Source organism: Acidibrevibacterium fodinaquatile, assembly GCF_003352165.1.
Classification (GTDB): domain Bacteria; phylum Pseudomonadota; class Alphaproteobacteria; order Acetobacterales; family Acetobacteraceae; genus Acidibrevibacterium; species Acidibrevibacterium fodinaquatile.
Window position 1 is genome coordinate 570778 of the sequence record NZ_CP029176.1, and the last position, 18609, is coordinate 589386.

Sequence of the window (18609 nt, forward strand, 5' to 3'; positions counted from 1 at the left end):
AACAAATCAGACCGCAACACGACGACGCTCGGAGGGACGGATGAAGCCTGTATCCTCGATCACGCGCGCAGAGATCGTCTCCGCGCCCGTATCCACCGCCCGAACCGCGGCACGGATGACGACCGCGATCATCTCGCCGAGCACGCCTTCGGATGCCGAGAGGATGCGGGCGCCAAGCGCGGTATCGGCGAGATGCGACGGCTTGCGCAGCGGGAGCACGGCCTCGAGCGTGCTCAGCAGCCGGCGATACTCGTCGTCATCGCTCCACAGCGGTAGAGGGTGCGGCTCGAAGCGGTTGACGAGTTGGTCGTCGCTGCGGATCGCGCGCAGCGCCTCGGCCGTGCCGACGCCGACCAGCGGGATCTGGAGCTCGTTGCCGAGCCAGCGCAGCAGATTGAGCAACCGGCGCTGCTGCATCGCCGAACCCGACAGCACGTTGTGCAACTCGTCGATCACCAGCATCCGCGTTCCCGTCGAGCGCATGACGCAGACCACCGTGTCCTGCTTGGTCGCGATTCGATCGCGCGGGCTGAACGGCATTCCCAGCGCATCGAGAATCGCCCCGAAGAACCGGCCTTCGTCCGGGCCAGGCGGCATCTGCACCTTCACGACGGGAAAAAGCGCAATGCCGTCACCGCTCTCGCCGGCGGTGGTCCCCGGGTGCGCCCGCCGGAACTTCTCGACGATCATCGTCTTGCCGTTGTTTGTCGGACCGACCAGCAACAGGTTCGGCATCCGCGTCCGCTTCGGGAAGCTCAGCAGGTCCTCCAGCGCCGCCAGGACGGCTTCCGCCCGTGCATAGCCGATCCAACGATCTGTGCGGATGCGTCGTATGCGCGACGGGGCGTCTTCGTCAGCGAAGCGCCGGACCGAGGGATGCAGGTGCGCATAGTCGTCGCTCATTCCCATTCCTCGACCGGGAACATCCGTTCGTGCGGCGCCAGGCCCTCGTTGATCTGCCGAAACCGATCGGCTTCATCATGCTCGATCGGAAGCAGATCAGAGCGGCCTTCGACAACGGCGTGCGGACGCCGCTCGCGCTGGCGCCGCGCCGTTTTGCTGGCGCGAACGGCGCCGTCAGCGATCATCCGCATGGCCTCGATGGTGCGGAAGATAGCTTCCTCGTCGACCAGCGAGCGGCCGTTCTCGTGCAGCCGCTTCAGCGCCAGACGGTGCTCCCACAGGCTGATCGGCGGGCGCCGCAGATCGCGGTAGCTGAGGTCGTAATACACTCCGTCGGGACCGAGCAGATAGATCCGGCTGAGGTCACGCGGGTCGTAGCGGACGATCATCGGCTCTGGATGGCCGATCCAGGTGCTCAGCACATCCGCCCAATAAGCGATCGAGTGCAGCGCCACGCCATCCCGGCGAATCCTGCGACGCGCAATCGGCAGGAAATCGATCAGGAAGCGGCGTGGATCGGCCACAGCAGTCGGCTCGCCGCGCCCCAACGTCGTGTCGTCCCCGGAAACGCCTCGCTTCCAGGCAGCCAACGGCGTGATGCCGAGGCTGCGATGCAGATCACGATGATAGACGCCTGCGATCGCGTGACCGAGCCAGCGCTCCACCTCGTCGAGCGTCATCGCAGCCGTCTTCTCCGGGTCCAAATCGCCTTTTTCCCGCACGTCGGAGAAGGTGGTTCCCGGCAGCAGATGGACTTTGCCCATCATCGTGCCGATCAGTCGCTCGATGTGGCCGCCATAGTGAGGCGTGCGCACAGGCCGGTAGTCGATGGCGATCCCATACTGTTCGCAGCCGCGCTTCAGCGCCTCGGACCGGAACTCCTTGGCGTTGTCCAGATGCAGGCGTTCGGGGATGCCACGCACCGGCCAATCTGCGTCGATGCGTCGCTCGGCCAGCCAGCTCTCCTTGGAAAGCGCAGCATGGCTCAGGCACAACGCGACCGACGTTGCGGATGGCGGCGCCAACGACAAATGGAAACCGGCGACGCAACGCGTGCAGACGTCGATCGCCAGCGTCAACCAGGGCCGCTGGATCGGCGCCCGCGTCTCGCTGTCGACCACGATCACGTCGACCAGCGTATGGTCGATCTGGATCAGCGACAGAGGCCAGTGGGCTTCCAGCGATCCGACCGCCGGGAAATAGCGCTCGCGTGCCGCCTTGCGGCCCTCGCGCTTCGCGACGACCTCGCGAGCGGGACGCGCCTGCACCCGGGCCGTGATCGCCTTGCGGCTCGGAACCCGCAGACCTTCCGCAACGCAGCGGCGTTGGACTTCCTCGACCAGATGAACGATCCGAGGTCGCTGGCGCGTCAGATAGACCGAGTCGATGACCTCACGGATCACCGCGTCCACCGCTTCATCGAGCAAAGAGATGCCGCGTTCGGGACCACGACGACGTGGCAGCAGGCCGGTAAGGCGTGCATCGGTGAGATAGCGCCGCAGCAGGGCATACGCGTGGGTTGGCCCACAACCGAGCTCCTCGGCGGCCGCCACCACGTCGCTTCGCGTACGTACCGGATTCTCCGCCAGCCGCCGGATCACCGGGAGACAGCGCCGCGCTTCATCCCATGCCGCGGCGTCAATCATCGAGAGATCGGGCGTGCTCATGGCGCTGTCACCCGCGTCTCGGCCGTGATCGGCACGGTGAGATCGACGGCGAGCGCTCCGCGCGCGATCAGCCGCCAGAGCAAGGCGAGGCCGGCCTCGCGCGCGGCCGGTAAATCATCCACCAGATCGCCGAAACTCACGGTATTGGCGCGCGCACGGGCGACGGCTCGTTCCGCCAGCACCGTGTCGATCGGCGCGCTCCTGAGCGGCAGTAGCCGCTTCGCGACGTCGAGCCGCGGTCCGCGGATGCCGCGCTCGGTCGCGATCCTGAAGCGGGCGCCATTGCTATGCGCCCAATGCCGCGCAGCAGCAAAAGCCGGCCGGAAGCCACGCCAGCCCTCGCGCAAGTCCACACGGTATTTGATCTCGACGATCTCGCAGCGGCCGTCGCTCCAGTCGACGCGAAAGTCCGGCGTATATCGCCGTTGGCGGCCCTCATGCTCGAACCGGATCGTCACCGGCTGGGCTGTCACCACGGCGCCGGCATCCATGAAGCTCACGAGCGTTACGAAGTCACGCTCCAGCGCGCTTTCATGCTCCACCGTCCCAGTTGCCAGTGTCTGGAACCCGGTCACATGCGACCGATGGCTGAGAGGAATTTGCCGCAAATCGCTCTCCATTTGCGGGACGATTCGGTACGTAAACCTAGCACATTTTGGGGTCAGTTCACAAACATGGAACCGTGTCAATGCACGCAAACCATTATGCGGATTCATATTCGCCTACTCGTCGATTCACGAAACCTCGAACACCAACACCAGTGGAAAACACGCGGCGCACGGTGATGGCAATGCTACGCAGCCACAAGGGCGACGTCGCCAAGACGTCGATCGCCCGTCATTTCGGCGGGCGAAATTGCCGTGAAGGAGAAAGGGGCATTGTCAACCGTGCCGACCCAGCGGGCACGGCATGGGACGGGTCGGGGTAGCCAGGCCGAAGCCAGCGCGCACGTGACCCGCGTCGAACTGACCTGGATCGAGAAGCGGATCGAACACTGGATCCGCTTTGGTCACGATATCGAGGAGACGATCCTCGATCGCCGGCGGCGGGTGCTCGGCTTCGCGCCGAATTCGGTCTTCGCTTTCGTCCGCTGGGCTGCCAACGACTACGGCACTGTCCTGTCCCGGATTGACATTCTCCGCGCGGTTGCCGCCGGCGAGGCCTATCAGACCGTGCCATTCGTCGCGCCCGGCGGGGAGATCCTGCTGCGGCTCAGCGGGTGGCCGAGGGTCGAGCGGGTTCTGCAAGCGATCGACGCGGTTGAGGCGCTCGGCATCGATCCGGCGGCAGCAGCGCCGGAGCATTGGCGCCACGTCCACAACCGCCTGAGCGCCGGCGAACCGCCGCGCCCCTACACGCGCGAACGCCACCGCGCATGGCTTGCTCGCCGGAGCGCCGGCCTATGACTCGCATCGCCTGGTCGCTGGCGGCGAGCCTGGCCATGCTTGCCGCCGGCGCGACGAGCGCCATCCATCCGCGCCCGCGCTTGCTGTGGAACGCGAGCGCGAGTGTCGCGACCGGCCTCTACGCCCTCCGGCCCGCTGGCGAATTGCACGATGCGGAACTGGTCGTGGTCGACCCGCCACCGGCACTCGCCAGGTTTGCCGATGAACGCGGCTACCTGCCGCAAAGGGTGCCGATGTTAAAGCGCGTCGCCGCACTCCCGGGACAGACCGTCTGCCGCACCGGGCGCGTGATCACCATCGATGCCATTGCGCGCGGCGAGGCCCTCACTGCCGACCGCCAGGGCCGCCCTTTGCCGGTCTGGCAGGGCTGCCAGAGTCTCTCCGCCGGCACGGTGTTTCTGATGAACGGGCGGTCGGCGCACTCCTTCGACGGCCGCTATTTCGGCTTGTTGCCTGCGAGCACGATCGTCGCCCGGGCGGTGCCTCTCTGGACCCGCGAGGACCCCTGACCATGTCCGATGACTGCGACGCGCACCGCCAGATTTCTGCTCTCCTGAAGGCCAATATCCGGCAATCGGCGGCCGCGCCGATGGACAAATATCAGCGGCCAGAGCGTCGCCGCCTTGCCTTTGCGGCGGCGTTCCTGAGCGCGTTCATCGGCATGTCGGCGCGGGCGCAGCCGGCACCGCAGCGCACCCTCGCCATCGATGTCGATCGCGCGCCGTTCGCGCGCTTCATCGACGAAGCCGCGCAGCGGTTTGCCATGCCGGCGGCGTTCCTGAGCGCCGTGATCGGGGCCGAAAGCCTCGGCGATGCGCGTGCCCTCTCGCCCAAGGGCGCGATCGGGCTGATGCAGATCATGCCGGAAACCTGGGCCGCGCTGCGCCGCCGCTATCACCTCGGCGCCGATCCTTACGACGCGCATGACAACATCCTCGCCGGCGCGGCGTATCTGCGAGACTTGCGCGACCGCTACGGCATCCCCGGCTTCCTCGCGGCCTACCATGCCGGGCCGGCGCGGTGGGAGGATCACATCGCGAGCGGCCGGCCACTGCCCTCCGAAACAGGCACCTATGTCGCCCGGCTTCTGCCGGTGATCGAAGCAGGCGCGGTTGACGACGCATCATGGCTCGCCTCGGCGGTGACATCCGGGGCCAAGGCGTCGCTGTTTCCGCCACTCTCAGCAGTGCCGCCGAAGAGCAGCCACGACGCAGCCGAGGCGCCGTCGCAGCCACGCCCAAACGATCCTCGGGCAGTGGATGGGACCGGTCTCGTGCCATCTTCGATGGGGCTTTTTGTCACGCCATCATACCCGGGCCCGTCGTCATGACCGGCAGCATCGGCTTTCATGCTTTGGCGGTCCATGGCGGGCGCTGGCGGGGTTGCGGCGGAGTGCCGCAGAGACCGATCAATCGACGGCAAGGGAAAAGCGCCGCCCTCCGGCGCGCGCAACTTGCTGGTTGGATTGGTGTTTTTTGCCATCAGGCGCCATTGAGATGCTGGCGGTTACTGCGGTTTTCGTGGCGATTTCAACGGCTCAGGCGCCATCCCCCGGTCCCGGCTGGAAGCGCGCGACCATGAACGCCCGGAATGACGACCTGCACATACGCCCGGGCCGCATCCGCCCCGGCACGCGTGGCGCTAGACGGCCCGCGAGTTTCGTCGCCGAGGTCCTGCGCGCCGCGAAGAAGGCGGGGCAGATCGGCGATCGGTTCGGCGCGGGAAAATTCGGCCGCGGCCGCTCGCGCTTCGGTCGCGGCCGGCGAGCCGCCGCCTCCCTGTCGCTCTCGGCAACCGCGCGCCGCGTGGTGACGAAAGCCCGCGTCGTCCGCCATCGCGGCAGCGGCTTCCGCGCGGCGCCCTTGGCCAGGCACATCGGCTATCTCCGCCGGGACGGCGTCACGCGCGACGGCGCGGATGCGCGCATGTTCGATGCCCGCTCGGACGACGCCGACAGCCGCGCCTTCGCCGAGCGCTGCGCCGAGGATCGCCATCATTTCCGTTTCATCGTCTCGCCCGAGGATGCCGCCGCGCTCGCTAGCCTCCGCGATTTTACCCGCGAGCTGATGCAGGATGCCGAGCGCGATCTCGGCACCCGCCTCGACTGGATCGCCGTCGATCACTGGAACACCGACAACCCGCACATCCACCTCCTGATCCGCGGGCGCGCCGATGACGGCCGCGACCTCGTCATCAGCCGTGACTATATCAGCCGCGGCCTGCGCGACCGTGCCGCTGCGCGCATCACCTTGGAGCTCGGCCCGCGCAGCGCTCAGGATATTCGCGCGGGGCTGGAGAAAGAGATCACGGCCGAACGCTGGACCAGTCTCGACCGGGCGCTCCGCGACATCGCCGATGAAAGCGCTGGCATCGCCGACCTGCGCCCAGGCGCCGGCGAAGACCCAGACCTTCGCCGGCGGCTGATCGGTCGCGCCACCAGGCTCGAACGCTTCGGCCTCGCCGAACAGGTCGGCCCGGCGCAGTGGCTCATCAAACCCGGGCTCGAACCCGCGCTCCGCGACCTCGACCGCCGCGGCGACATCATCAAAACCATGCACCGGGCGATGCGCGGCGGCGATCGCGAACCGGATGTCGCCGGCTTCGCCCTCCACGGGGAGCAGCCTTCCGATCCCATCCTCGGCCGCCTCGTCGAACGCGGGCTGCATGATGAGCTCAAGGGCACCGCCTATGCCGTCATCGATGGGATCGACGGCCGCACCCATCACGTGGTGTTTCCCGATCTCGCGCTGACCGGCGATGCAATGCCCGGCGCCATCGTCGAGGCCCGCCTCTATGACGACGCTGCCGGCGAGAGGCGGGTCGTTCTCGCCACCCGCTCCGATCTCAGCCTCGCCGCCCAAGTGACCGCGCCCGGCGCCACCTGGCTCGATCGCCAGCTTCTCACCAAGGAGGCCACGCTCAGCGCCGCGGGCTTCGGCGCTGATGTGCGCGCCGCGATGGAAAAGCGGATCGATCATCTCGCCGATCAGAACCTCGCACGCCGGCACGGCCAGCGGGTGATTTTCGCGCGCGATCTTCTTGCCACACTCCGCCGCCGCGAACTCGACGCCGCCGCCGCCCGGCTCTCGGCCGAGACCGGGCTCCGCCACCGGCCGTCCGCCGAAGGCGAGCACGTCTCCGGCGTCTTCCGTCGGCGCGTCACCCTCGCCTCCGGCCGGTTCGCCATGATCGAGGACGGCCTGGGGTTTCAGCTGGTGCCGTGGCGGCCGGCGCTGGAGAAGGAACTCGGGCATCAGGTCGGCGGGGTGATGGGGCCCGGCGGCAGGGTCGATTGGGGTTTGGGGCGCAAGCAGGGGTTTGGCATGGCGCGGTGATGTCGGCGCAAGATGGCGTCATGACGACCCCGCTCGGCATGCTATGGTCACGGCAGCATTGGTCGGAACCCAGCTGCCAATTTCCGGCCTGGCTGCGACAAAGAACCCGAACGCCGCCAATCATAGACGTTCGACAAGGGGGAACGCCTCATGCGCCTGACACCAGACCAGGAATCTTTGAAAGCCAGAGCCGCCGCTTTCTCTAACGGCCTGGTGCGGCAACGCGCAGCCGAGATCGACCGCAGTGGCGAATACCCCTGGGACATCGTGGATGCGCTGAAAGCCGAGGGCTTTCTCGGCATGACCATCCCCAAGGAACTCGGCGGGCAGGGGCGCAGCTTCCTCGATACCGTCCTGGTGATCGAGCAGATGGCGCGTTCCTGCACCGTCACCGCCCGCATCGTCGTCGAAGCGAACATGGGCGCGATCTCGACGATCATGGCCTATGGCACCGAGGCGCAACGGAGGCTCGCCGCCGATCTCGTGCTGAGTGGCGACAAGCCGGCCATCTGCATCACCGAACCAGACGCCGGCAGCGATGCCTCCGGCATGACCACGCGCGCCGACAAGCGTGGCAACCGCTACGTGCTCAACGGCCGCAAGCATTGGATCACCGGCGCCGGCATCTCGCGCCTGCACCTGATCTTCGCGCGCGTCTTCGACGAAAGCGGCGAGGATCTCGGCGTCGGCGGCTTCCTCGCCATCCGCGGCGAGGCCGAGGGGCTGCGCGTTACCCGGCGTGAGCCGACCATGGGGCTCTGCGGCATGCCCGAGGGGGAGATCACGTTCAGCGATCTCGAGATTACGCCCGACCGGGTGCTGCTGCCGCCATCTGGGTTCAAACGCGGGTTTGCCGACCTGATCAATGCCTATAACAGCCAGCGCGTCGGGGCCGGCACGGTTGCGATGGGCATCGCCGCCGGGGCGCTCGAACATGCCGTCGCCTGGGCCAAATCCCGCGAGCAATTCGGCCGGCCGATCGGCGAGTTCCAGGGCCTGCAATGGATGCTGGCAGACATGCAGACGCAGCTCACCGCCGCACGCCTGATGCTTTACGCGGCGGCGGACTCGCGCGGCCCGAACGGCAGCGCTTTCCCCGATCCCAACCTCGCCGCGCAGGCGAAGATTTTCGCCTCCGAAGCGGCGATCAAAATCGTCAATGATGCGCTGCAGATCTTCGGCGCGCGCGGCTATTCGCGGGATTTCCCGCTCGAGCGGATGGCGCGTGACGTGCGGATGTTCACCATCGGCGGCGGTACGGCGCAAGTTCTGCGCACGCTTGTTGCGAGCAAGGTGCTGGGCTGGAAACTGCCGCAGACGCGCGACGGTTACGTCCGGTAAAACGCACGAAGGGAATGGCCGGCGCCGGGTTTGCCCCAGGCCTGCCGCCTGGAGGAGCGGCCGTGAGACCCGCGTCATTCGCCGGTGCCGGCACCTTCGCACTGTCCGAATTCATCGCCAGGATATCCGCGGCTACGCAGGCCATCACTTTGCGCTTGCCGCCGCGCGAAACATCCATCCTGCTCCGCAATCGCCATGTCCGCAACCAAGATCCTCTGGGGCCAGGTGTTCGCTGTCGGCGCCACCGTGCTCGCCTTCCTCTGGGGGGCGACGGAGTGGGTGGCGTGGCGGCTTCTCTTTCAGCCGCAGCTCGGCCGGCCCTGGTTCGGGGTTCTTGGCTGGCCGGTCTATCCGCCGCCGGCCTTCTTCTGGTGGTGGTTCGCCTTCGATGCCTATGCAAGCGAGATTTTTACCGAGGGCGCCATCATCGCCGCCGCCGGTGGCGTTGCCGCGGTGATCGTTGCGATCGGCATGTCGGTCTGGCGCGCCCGGGAAACCAAGCGCGTCACCACCTATGGCTCGGCGCGCTGGGCGCAGACGGCGGAGATACGCGCAGCAGGCCTCCTCGCCCAAGACGGCGCGGTGCTCGGCCGCTGGCAGGGGCGCTATCTCCGCCATGACGGCCCCGAACATGTGCTCTGCTTCGCACCGACGCGCTCAGGCAAGGGCGTTGGCCTAGTGGTGCCGACGCTGCTGACCTGGTCGGGATCGGCGATCGTCCATGACATCAAGGGCGAGAATTGGACGCTCACCGCCGGCTGGCGGCAACGCTTCGGCCGTGTGCTGCTGTTTGACCCAACCAATGCCGCGAGCGCCGCCTACAACCCGCTGCTCGAGGTCCGCCGCGGCGAAGGCGAGGTGCGTGACGTCCAAAACATCGCCGATGTCCTGGTCGATCCTGAAGGGGCGCTGGAACGCCGCAACCATTGGGAAAAGACCAGTCATTCCCTGCTGGTCGGCGCAATCCTTCACGTGCTCTACGCCGAGCCCGACAAAACGCTCGCGGGTGTTGCGCGCTTTCTGTCCGACCCGCGCCGGCCGATCGAGAAAACGCTCCGCGCGATGATGACGACGCCGCATCTCGGCGCGCGCGGCGTGCATCCGGTGATCGCGAGTTCGGCGCGGGAGCTGCTGAACAAAAGCGAGAACGAGCGCTCCGGCGTGCTCTCAACCGCCATGTCGTTCCTCGGCCTCTATCGCGATCCCGTCGTCGCCACCGTGACGCGGCGATGCGACTGGCGCATCCGCGACCTCGTCGAGGCAAAGGCGCCGACCACCCTCTACCTGGTGGTGCCGCCTTCTGACATCAGCCGCACCAAGCCGCTCGTGCGCCTGATCCTCAACCAGATCGGAAGGCGTCTGACCGAAGAGCTCTCGCCGAAAGCGCCGCGGCATCGGCTGCTGCTGATGCTCGATGAGTTTCCCGCACTCGGGCGGCTGGATTTCTTCGAAAGCGCGCTCGCCTTCATGGCCGGCTACGGGCTGAAAAGCTTCCTGATCGCCCAGTCGCTCAACCAGATCGAGAAAGCCTACGGCCCGAACAACGCGATCCTCGACAACTGCCATGTGCGCGTGAGTTTTGCGACCAACGACGAGCGCACCGCCAAGCGTGTCTCTGACGCCCTCGGCACCGCGACCGAAATGCGCGCGATGAAAAACTATGCCGGCCACCGGCTCAGCCCCTGGCTTGGCCATCTCATGGTCTCGCGCCAGGAAACTGCGCGGCCGCTTCTGACCGCGGGCGAGATCATGCAGCTTGCGCAAGAGGACGAGCTGGTGCTGGTCTCGGCCTGCCCGCCGATCCGCGCGAGGAAAGCCCGCTACTACGAAGACCCGGAGCTTGCAGCACGCATTCTGCCGCCGCCATCTTTGTCCCCGCGGCTTCTGGAACCGGCACCGGACGATGCCCCAGCCGATCAAGGCGACTGGGCCGGCGCCATCCTCGCCGAGCCTTCCTCCGCCAGCGCCGGCGATGCGGCAAATGGCGGCATCCGCCGCGAGCCCGAGTTGCCGGCGCATGAGGACATCGCGCCGCCGCCACGGCGGGCGGTCAATGAGTTCGAGCCGCTCGAGGATGCCGACGATGAGCCGCAACGTGAGCGTGGCGTGCGGCGCGCGATGAGTGCCGTCGCCCGGCAGGCGGCACTCGATCCGGCCGATGAGATGTGGCTCTGAGCGCGATGCGAACCAAGCACACGTTCCGCCTGCCGGCCGATCTGATGACCAAACTCGCCGACCACGCCGGGCGCAAAGGCGTGAGCCAAGCCCTGATCGTCGAGGCAGCACTGGCCTCACATCTCTCCCCCGACGGCGCCGAGCGGCTGGAAGCCGCACTCGCCCGCCGCCTCGATCGCATCGGCCGGCATCTCGAGCGCATCGAGCGGCATGTCGCCATCACGAACGAGGCCCTGGCCGTCTTCGTCCGGTTCTGGCTGACCAGCACACCGCCTCTACCCGACAGCGCCCTTGCCGCAGCGCAAGCCAAGGGCCGCGAGCGCTACCAAGGCTTCGTCGAGGCGCTCGGTCGGCGGCTCGCGCGCGGGCACACACTGGCGGACGAGGTTGTTCGCGATGTGGCCGGGAACGCAACGGAGGCGGATGAGGTCAGAAATGCTGAGGACGGACAACATTGCTGAATGGCCGGGTTCGGCCGTCGCGCAGGGGCTTTCGTCTCGCGGTGACTGCCAGTGGTCGCCTATTTTGGTCGTGGGACGCCGCGGTAGCCCAGCCAAGACGCGCGACGTGGCAACATCGCGTGAAGCCCGAGAAAGGCCGACTATCGCCGATTTCACGAATTACGCGACTTCGGTAGTCGCAACACGAACAAGCCATCTTCTGATTGCCTGTTCCTCGTCCGATGCCAGGGCGTCAATCAGCTCATGCTCTATCTCATGCACTCGAGCACGGCAGGTTGCCAGTAAAGCCTTGCCGCTTTCAGTAAGATCGAGATGCTGGATTCGCCCATGGACCGCATGTCGGCGACGAACTATTGAGCCGGCGCGCTCCAAATTAGCGACGATCACGCTAACTGTTTGCGGAGTGAGCAAAGCCAGGCGCGCAAGATCGGCATTGGAATGGCCGGGATAAGCGGCGAGCATAGTCAACACGGAAAACTGAGGCGGTGTAACGTCGAGGTCCGCCAACGCCAGTTCTACCCGGTGCCGATACGCACCAGCCGCCTGCCGTAACAGATATCCGATATAGCCCTTCTCTCCACGTTTACCCTCGCCTGGCTTGGGCAAACGGCCCCTCTGCGGCGACTTGACCATGTTGTAAGAACTCTGATATGTTGTTAGGAGCCTGACTATCTATGATCACTTGAAAGGAGTATTTATGTCAACTGGGCACCCGCGCGTGGATTATCAAACATTCCTAAAGTCCGCCCCAGACGCGTATGCGGCGCTCTTGGCCTTGGGGAAAGTGGTAGGTGATTCCGGTCTGGACAAGCATCTGACGGAACTGGTCAAGATCCGGGTCTCGCAAATCAATGGTTGCGCCTTCTGCATCCAACATCATCTGAACGTTGCCCGAAAGGCGGGCGTTGAGAGCGCGAAACTTGATTTGGTCGCTGCCTGGCAGGATGCCGGGGTCTTTTCGGAGCGGGAGTCCGCCGCTCTTGCCTGGGCCGAGTCTCTGACTGCGGTGGCTACACAAGGCGCATCTGACAAATCCTACGAAGCTCTACGCGAACATTTCACGGAGACGGAAGTGATATTTTTGACCGTCGCAATTGGGACCATCAATAATTGGAATCGCATTGGTGTTGCACTGCGATTCTCGCCACAACTCCCTCACCGCCCGGCGAGAACATGACCACGGCGAAGTCAACGCGAGAGGGAAGCATGGCGTGGCCAGCCCCACCTGACATGCGCTATGTGGATAAGGAATCCGAGGTTGTGGCCTGCTACGGATTGATGCGACAACTTCGGCCGCACCTCGCCTCTGAGCGTGAATTTCTGATACGATGGCAGAGGCAAGTTACCGTAGGTTACCGTTTACTTGCCCTCTGGCAAGGAGCAAAGCCCGTCGCCCTGGCCGGTTTCCGCGTTCAGGAGAACCTAGTGCATGGCGTGCATTTCTATGTCGATGATCTTGTGACCGATGAGGAATCTCGTAGCAGCGGTCACGGCCGAGTCCTGATGGAACGGTTGAAGGCGGAGGCACGGGCGCTCGGCTGCGCAAAGCTTGTATTGGACACGCCTCTGACCAATACGCTCGGCCATCGTTTCTACTACCGTCAAGGTCTCCTTGCGACAGCCCTGCGTTTCACCGCGCTTCTCATCTAATGCGAGAATAACAACGTGCCCGTGCTACTTCATGTCAGTGCCAGCCCGAGCGGCTCGGCCTCGCATAGCCGAAAGGCCGGTCAGGCGTTCATTGCGAAATTTAGGGAAATCGCGGACATCATAATAACAGAGCGTGACCTTTCGCGGCGGCCCCCACCATATCCCGATCAAACATTCGTCGAAGCAAGCCTTATGGCAGCGAAGGAACGTGGCACTCGGGAGTTGGCTGCACTCGCCTACTCTGAAACATTAATCGCCGAACTGGAAGCCGCCGATCTCGTCGTGATCGACACACCAATGCACAACTTTATCGTGCCGTCTGTGCTCAAAACCTGGGTTGATTATGTAGTGAGACCGGGACGCACATTCCGCAATACACCCGAAGGCAAGAGGGGCCTCCTAAGTAACCGACCTGTCTTTATCATAATCGCCTGTGGCGGTTCTTTCTCCGCCCCCATCGGCAGAGAACAGACTGATTTTCTCACACCCTACCTTCACTATGTACTTGCGACGGTGGGCCTTCACGATGTTTTCACTCTGCGGCTAGAGAATCTACGCCGGGGAACCGCAGCCATAGAACAGGCGGAGGCACAAGCCACTGCCTGGATCATAGATCAAGCAACGAGATGGCAAAAACGGCAACACGGAGGCTGTCGCATACTTTAGGGCAAATCCGGCCACCTTTGTGGTCGCACGACCGGTCTGACTGCTCCAAAGCATGCCGACGGCAATCCCATCCATGACCGCTCTCGTGTCACCGCCAATCGCGAACCTCGCGGCCCATCCTTGGCGCCTGTCTTTCTATCCGGCTGCCCTCCCACCTCATCAGCGTTGTTGCGCCGCCTCACTTCCGGCTCTTTCTAATTGACGCCGCTGATGCAACGGCCTCGGCATCGAGGCGATCCGGTGGGGGTTTTTGTGACGACGCTTTCCTTGCGATCGGAAGCCTTTGCCCGTGGCGCGCGCATGCTGCGCACGGCGCTGGGACCGGCGATTGCGGGCCATCTCGAAGACCCGGGCGTGGTCGAGGTGATGCTCAACCCCGACGGGCGGCTGTGGATCGACCGGCTCTCCGGCGGGCTGGAAGACACCGGTGTTCGCATTCCCGCGGCTGACGCTGAACGCATCCTTCGCCTCGTTGCGCACCATGTCGGCGTCGAGGTCCATGCGGGCGCGCCGCGCGTTTCGGCCGAACTTCCGGAGACCGGCGAGCGGTTCGAGGGGTTGGTGCCGCCGGTCGTCGCCGCGCCCTGCTTTGCGATCCGCCGTCCAGCGGTCGCCATATTCACGCTCAGCGATTACGTCGATGCCGGCATCATGTCTGCCGATCAGGCGGACTTGCTGCGCGCCGGGGTTCTGGCCCGGAAAAATATCCTGGTTGCCGGCGGCACAGCGACCGGCAAGACGACCCTGGTCAACGCGCTCCTCGCCGAAGTCGCCAAAACCGGCGATCGCGTGGTGCTGATCGAGGATACGCGCGAGCTGCAATGCGCCGCGCCCAATTTGGTGGCGCTGCGCACCAAGGATGGCGCCGCCTCGCTCTCGGACCTGGTGCGCGCCTCGCTCCGGCTGCGCCCGGATCGCATTCCGATCGGCGAGGTGCGTGGGGCCGAAGCGCTCGATCTCCTCAAAGCCTGGGGCACTGGCCATCCCGGCGGCATCGGCACGCTGCACGCGGGCTCGGCGCTGGGTGCGCTGCGCCGGCTCGAACAACTGATCCAGGAAGCCGTCGTCACCGTCCCGCGCGCGCTGATCGCGGAAACCATCGATCTGATCGCCGTGCTTGCGGGCCGTGGTGCCGCCCGCCGTCTCGCCGAACTCGCTTTGGTGTGCGGGATCGGCCCCGGCGGCGATTACGCCCTTACGGAAGCAGGAGAGACGTGATGCGGTTGAACCGCGCCCTCACGGGCTTTGCCACCACCCTTCTGGCGCTGACCAGCGCCCCGGCCTTTGCCGCCGGCACCAACATGCCGTGGGAGTTGCCGCTACAGCAGATCCTCGATTCGGTTCAGGGGCCGGTCGCCAAGGTCGTCTCGGTCATCATCATCGTCATCACCGGCCTGACACTGGCCTTCGGCGAGACCTCGGGCGGGTTTCGCCGGCTGATCCAGATCGTCTTCGGGCTCTCGATCGCCTTCGCCGCCTCGAGCTTCTTCCTCGCCTTCTTTCAGTTCGGCGGCGGGGTGCTGGTGTGATGGAACCGGCCGACGCCATCGCCGGATTCTACGCGCCGGTGCATCGCGCCCTGACCGAGCCGATCCTGCTCGGCGGCGCGCCGCGCGCGGTGGTGATCATCAACGGCACGATCGCCGCCGCGATCGGCCTCGGCCTGCGGCTCTGGCTCGCCGGCGCAGCACTCTGGCTCATCGGCCATCTCGCTTCGGTCTGGGCGGCCAAGCGCGATCCAGCGTTCGTCGACGTGGTGCGCCGGCATCTGCGCTACCCACAGCACCTGGTCGCGTGAGAGCGGCCATGATGCCTCTCGCCGAATATAGCCGCCGCGCGCAGAGCCTCGCCGATTTTCTCCCCTGGGCGGCGCTGGTGCGCGAAGGCGTCATCCTCAACAAGGACGGCTCGTTTCAGCGGAGTGCGAAGTTCCGCGGGCCCGACCTCGATTCCGCGACTGAGGCGGAGCTGGTCGCCATTACCGCACGGCTCAACAACGCGCTCCGCCGCCTCGGCTCCGGCTGGGCGATTTTCGTCGAGGCGCAGCGCGACTTTGCCCGCGGCTACCCCGAGAGCCGCTTGCCCGACCCGGTTTCGGCGCTGGTCGATGCCGAGCGCCGCGCGCAATTCGAAGAAGAAGGGGCGCATTTCGAAAGCCGCTATTACCTGACGCTACTCTGGCTGCCCCCAGCCGATGACGCTGCCCGCGCCGAGGCCTGGCTTTATGAAAACCGCGCCCAGTCCGGCGCCGATTGGCGCGCGGCGCTCGCTTCCTTCATCGACCGCAGCGATCGCGTGCTTGCGCTTATCGAAGGCTTCATGCCCGAGGCCGCGTGGCTTGATGACGGCGAGACGCTGACCTATCTGCACGCCTGCATCTCGACCCGGCGCCAGCGCGTCCGCGTGCCCGAGACGCCAATGTATCTCGACGCCATCCTCGTCGATGAGGATCTCACCGGCGGGCTCGAACCACGACTCGGTGGGGCGCATTTGCGCACGCTTACCGTGATGGGATTTCCGTCGCAGACCTGGCCGGGGCTGCTCGACGACCTCAACCGCCTCGCGTTCCCCTATCGCTGGATGACGCGCGCCATCTGCCTCGACAAGACCGACGCCACCAAGCTGCTCGGCAAGATCCGCCGACAATGGTTCGCCAAACGCAAATCGATCCTGGCGATGCTGAAGGAGGTGATGACCAACGAGGCCTCGGCGCTGATGGATACCGATGCTGCCAACAAGGCGCTCGACGCCGACGCCGCGCTGCAGGAACTCGGCGCCGATCTCGTCGGGGAGGCCTATGTCACCGCGACGGTGACGGTGTGGGACGAGGAGGCCCGCATCGCCGAGGAGCGCCTCAGCCTCGTGGAAAAGGCGATCCAGGGCCGTGATTTCACGTGCCTCCGCGAGACGGTCAACGCGGTCGAGGCGTGGCTCGGCTCGCTCCCCGGCCATGTCTACGCCAATGTGCGCCAGCCACCGCTTTCCACGATGAACCTCGCGCATATGATGCCGTTTTCGGCGGTGTGGGCGGGCGCGGCGCGGGATGAGCATTTGCAGGCGCCGCCGCTGTTCTTTGCCCGCACCGGAGGTGCGACCCCGTTCCGCTTCTCGCTCCATGTCGGCGATGTCGGCCATACCCTGATCGTCGGGCCGACCGGCGCCGGCAAATCCGTGCTGCTCGCGCTGATGGCGCTGCAATTTCGCCGCTATGCGCGCGCCCAGGTCTTTGCCTTCGATTTCGGCGGATCGATCCGCGCCGCCGCCGTGGCGATGGGCGGCGACTGGCACGATCTCGGTGGCGCACTCGCCGATGAGGCGGCCGAAGCCGTCGCACTTCAGCCACTGGCGCGCGTCGATGACAGCGGCGAGCGCGCCTGGGCCGCCGAATGGATCGCGGCCCTCCTCGGCCGGGAATCCGTTGCGATCACGCCCGATCTCAAAGAACATTTGTGGTCGGCGCTCACCGCGCTCGCCTCCGCGCCGATGGCGGAGCGGACGATCACGGGGCTTGCCGTCCTGCTGCAGTCGACGGCGCTCAAGCAGGCCCTTCAGCCTTATACGGTGGCGGGGCCCTGGGGCCGGCTTCTGGATGCTGAAAGCGAGCGGCTCGGCGCGGCGGATGTTCAGGCCGTCGAGACCGAAGGGCTGATCGGCACCGGCGCCGCGCCCGCCGCTCTCGCCTATCTCTTTCACCGCATCGCGGACCGGCTCGACGGCCGCCCGAGCCTGGTCATCATCGATGAAGGCTGGCTCGCCCTCGGTGATCCCGGCTTTGCCGGCCAGTTGCGCGAATGGCTGAAGACGCTGCGCAAGAAGAACGCGAGCGTCGTCTTCGCCACCCAATCGCTCGCCGATATCGCCGGCTCCGCGATTGCGCCGGCGATCATCGAAAGCTGCCCGACACGCCTCTTCCTGCCCAACGAGCGCGCGCTCGAGCCGCAAATCGCCGCCATCTATCGCCGCTTTGGCCTGAACGACCGCCAGATCGAGATCCTGAGCCGGGCAACGCCCAAGCGGGAATATTACTGCCAGTCGCGACGCGGCAACCGGCTCTTCGAGCTTGGGCTCTCGGAAGTCGCCCTCGCTTTCACCGCCGCCTCGTCGAAGAGCGACCAGGCGATGATCTCACGCCTGCTCGCCGAGCACGGCAGCGACGGCTTCGCCGCCGCTTGGCTGCGCGCCAAGGGGCTCGACTGGGCAGCCGAGATGCTGAGCCAGGAGCCCCCGCCATGATCCGCACCGCGCTTGCCGCTGCCCTCGTCCTCATCGTGGCCATCCCGCCTGCCAAAGCACAGTGGATCGTTTTCGATCCGACCAATTACGCCCAGAACGCGCTCACCGCAGCGCGTGAATTGCAGCAGGTCGATAATGGAATCCTCAGCCTGCAAAACCAGGCCGCGATGCTGGTCAATCAGGCGCGCAACCTCGCGAGCCTGCCATATTCCTCGCTCGGCGTGCTCGCGCAATCGAGCAGCGAGACAGAGCTTCTGCTCTCGGAGGCACAGCAAATCGGCTACAACACCGGTGCCATCGATCAGGCGTTTACCGAGACCTACCCGCAGACCTATGCGAGCGGCGTTCCCTCGCCGCAGATGATCGCCGATGCCCAAACCCGCTGGCAGAATGCGCGCGCCGGTTTCCAGGACGCGATGCGCGTCCAGGCCGGTGCCGTGCAAAATCTCAGCGCCGTCAGCACGCAAACCGACGCCCTGCTCTCCTCGAGCCAGGCGGCAGCTGGCGCCTTGCAGGCGGCGCAATCGGGCAACCAGCTGATCGCCGTCCAGGCGACCGAGCTTGCCGATCTCACCGCGGTGATGGCTTCGCTCGCGCGGGCGCAGAGCCTCGATGGCGCAAAGCGGCTCGAAAGCCAGGCGCAGGCACAACAGCAGCTGCAGAGTTTCCTCAATTACGGCGCCGGCTATCAGCCTGGTGCTGCGCAGATGTTCCATTGATGCCGAGGCGGGTTTTCACTGACCGCGCTGCCGCGTTGCAACCGACGCCGAAG

19 protein-coding genes are annotated in these 18609 nt (G+C 65.9%); 15 read left to right on the forward strand and 4 right to left on the reverse strand.

The genetic code is table 11. From position 1 onward, the window contains the following. Positions 1 to 6: 6 nt before the first annotated feature. The 3 genes from DEF76_RS02785 to DEF76_RS02795 are packed head-to-tail and all read right to left on the reverse strand — an operon-like array spanning position 7 to position 3178. Positions 7 to 903, reverse strand: coding sequence for a TniB family NTP-binding protein (locus DEF76_RS02785; protein WP_205216078.1), 897 nt, complete (start codon positions 901 to 903; stop codon positions 7 to 9). Further along, a complete protein-coding gene (locus tag DEF76_RS02790) occupies positions 900 to 2570 on the reverse strand; it encodes a Mu transposase C-terminal domain-containing protein (RefSeq protein ID WP_114910933.1) in 1671 nt (556 codons plus the stop codon). Before DEF76_RS02790 ends, DEF76_RS02785 begins: the two co-directional genes overlap by 4 nt. Continuing rightward, the gene (locus DEF76_RS02795) at positions 2567 to 3178 is read right to left on the reverse strand and encodes a TnsA endonuclease N-terminal domain-containing protein (protein WP_205216079.1); all 612 of its coding nucleotides are present in this window, start codon (positions 3176 to 3178) and stop codon (positions 2567 to 2569) included. Before DEF76_RS02795 ends, DEF76_RS02790 begins: the two co-directional genes overlap by 4 nt. Positions 3179 to 3520: 342 nt before the next feature. Here DEF76_RS02795 and DEF76_RS02800 point away from each other — a divergent pair, with 342 nt between their 5' ends. The 7 genes from DEF76_RS02800 to DEF76_RS02830 all read left to right on the forward strand — a co-directional run bounded on the left by DEF76_RS02800 (position 3521) and on the right by DEF76_RS02830 (position 11288). Next, complete coding sequence (locus DEF76_RS02800; RefSeq protein WP_114913618.1) at positions 3521 to 3976, forward strand: DUF2840 domain-containing protein; 456 nt, start codon at positions 3521 to 3523, stop codon at positions 3974 to 3976. Further along, positions 3973 to 4485 (forward strand): S26 family signal peptidase, encoded by a 513-nt coding sequence (locus DEF76_RS02805; protein WP_114911023.1) that lies wholly within the window; start codon positions 3973 to 3975, stop codon positions 4483 to 4485. The genes DEF76_RS02800 and DEF76_RS02805 overlap by 4 nt, the downstream gene beginning before the upstream one ends. Before the next feature lie 2 nt (positions 4486 to 4487). Next, on the forward strand, positions 4488 to 5306 hold the full coding sequence (locus tag DEF76_RS02810) for a lytic transglycosylase domain-containing protein (RefSeq protein ID WP_114911024.1): 819 nt from the start codon (positions 4488 to 4490) through the stop codon (positions 5304 to 5306). A gap of 247 nt (positions 5307 to 5553) precedes the next feature. Continuing rightward, a complete protein-coding gene (locus tag DEF76_RS02815) occupies positions 5554 to 7311 on the forward strand; it encodes a relaxase/mobilization nuclease domain-containing protein (protein ID WP_114913619.1) in 1758 nt (585 codons plus the stop codon). 150 nt (positions 7312 to 7461) lie between these two features. Next, entirely contained in the window at positions 7462 to 8652 is a 1191-nt protein-coding gene (acdA, locus tag DEF76_RS02820; protein WP_114911025.1) for a 3-sulfinopropanoyl-CoA desulfinase, read from the forward strand. 195 nt (positions 8653 to 8847) lie between these two features. Beyond that, complete coding sequence (locus DEF76_RS02825) at positions 8848 to 10827, forward strand: conjugal transfer protein TraG (protein ID WP_114911026.1); 1980 nt, start codon at positions 8848 to 8850, stop codon at positions 10825 to 10827. Between the two features lie 5 nt (positions 10828 to 10832). Continuing rightward, entirely contained in the window at positions 10833 to 11288 is a 456-nt protein-coding gene (locus DEF76_RS02830) for a CopG family transcriptional regulator (RefSeq protein ID WP_114911027.1), read from the forward strand. 159 nt (positions 11289 to 11447) lie between these two features. Here DEF76_RS02830 and DEF76_RS02835 read toward each other — a convergent pair whose 3' ends face one another. Continuing rightward, positions 11448 to 11921: a MarR family winged helix-turn-helix transcriptional regulator gene (locus tag DEF76_RS02835; protein WP_114911028.1), complete on the reverse strand. Its 474-nt coding sequence runs from the start codon at positions 11919 to 11921 to the stop codon at positions 11448 to 11450. 64 nt (positions 11922 to 11985) lie between these two features. Here DEF76_RS02835 and DEF76_RS02840 point away from each other — a divergent pair, with 64 nt between their 5' ends. The 8 genes from DEF76_RS02840 to trbJ all read left to right on the forward strand — a co-directional run bounded on the left by DEF76_RS02840 (position 11986) and on the right by trbJ (position 18556). Further along, positions 11986 to 12465: a carboxymuconolactone decarboxylase family protein gene (locus DEF76_RS02840; RefSeq protein ID WP_114911029.1), complete on the forward strand. Its 480-nt coding sequence runs from the start codon at positions 11986 to 11988 to the stop codon at positions 12463 to 12465. Then, positions 12462 to 12938, forward strand: coding sequence for a GNAT family N-acetyltransferase (locus DEF76_RS02845; RefSeq protein ID WP_114911030.1), 477 nt, complete (start codon positions 12462 to 12464; stop codon positions 12936 to 12938). Before DEF76_RS02840 ends, DEF76_RS02845 begins: the two co-directional genes overlap by 4 nt. A gap of 21 nt (positions 12939 to 12959) precedes the next feature. Further along, positions 12960 to 13604 (forward strand): FMN-dependent NADH-azoreductase, encoded by a 645-nt coding sequence (locus DEF76_RS20315; RefSeq protein ID WP_205216086.1) that lies wholly within the window; start codon positions 12960 to 12962, stop codon positions 13602 to 13604. Positions 13605 to 13904: 300 nt separating this feature from the next. Further along, positions 13905 to 14822 carry a P-type conjugative transfer ATPase TrbB gene (gene trbB, locus DEF76_RS02855; protein WP_114913620.1) on the forward strand — a complete coding sequence of 306 codons (918 nt, stop codon included), beginning with the start codon at positions 13905 to 13907 and terminating at the stop codon, positions 14820 to 14822. Then, entirely contained in the window at positions 14822 to 15133 is a 312-nt protein-coding gene (locus DEF76_RS02860; RefSeq protein WP_114911032.1) for a TrbC/VirB2 family protein, read from the forward strand. The genes trbB and DEF76_RS02860 overlap by 1 nt, the downstream gene beginning before the upstream one ends. Then, positions 15133 to 15402, forward strand: a complete 270-nt coding sequence (locus DEF76_RS02865; protein ID WP_114911033.1) for a VirB3 family type IV secretion system protein — start codon at positions 15133 to 15135, stop codon at positions 15400 to 15402. Before DEF76_RS02860 ends, DEF76_RS02865 begins: the two co-directional genes overlap by 1 nt. Positions 15403 to 15410: 8 nt before the next feature. Next, on the forward strand, positions 15411 to 17837 hold the full coding sequence (gene trbE / locus DEF76_RS02870) for a conjugal transfer protein TrbE (RefSeq protein WP_114911034.1): 2427 nt from the start codon (positions 15411 to 15413) through the stop codon (positions 17835 to 17837). Then, positions 17834 to 18556 (forward strand): P-type conjugative transfer protein TrbJ, encoded by a 723-nt coding sequence (gene trbJ, locus DEF76_RS02875; protein ID WP_114911035.1) that lies wholly within the window; start codon positions 17834 to 17836, stop codon positions 18554 to 18556. The genes trbE and trbJ overlap by 4 nt, the downstream gene beginning before the upstream one ends. Positions 18557 to 18609 lie beyond the last annotated feature (53 nt).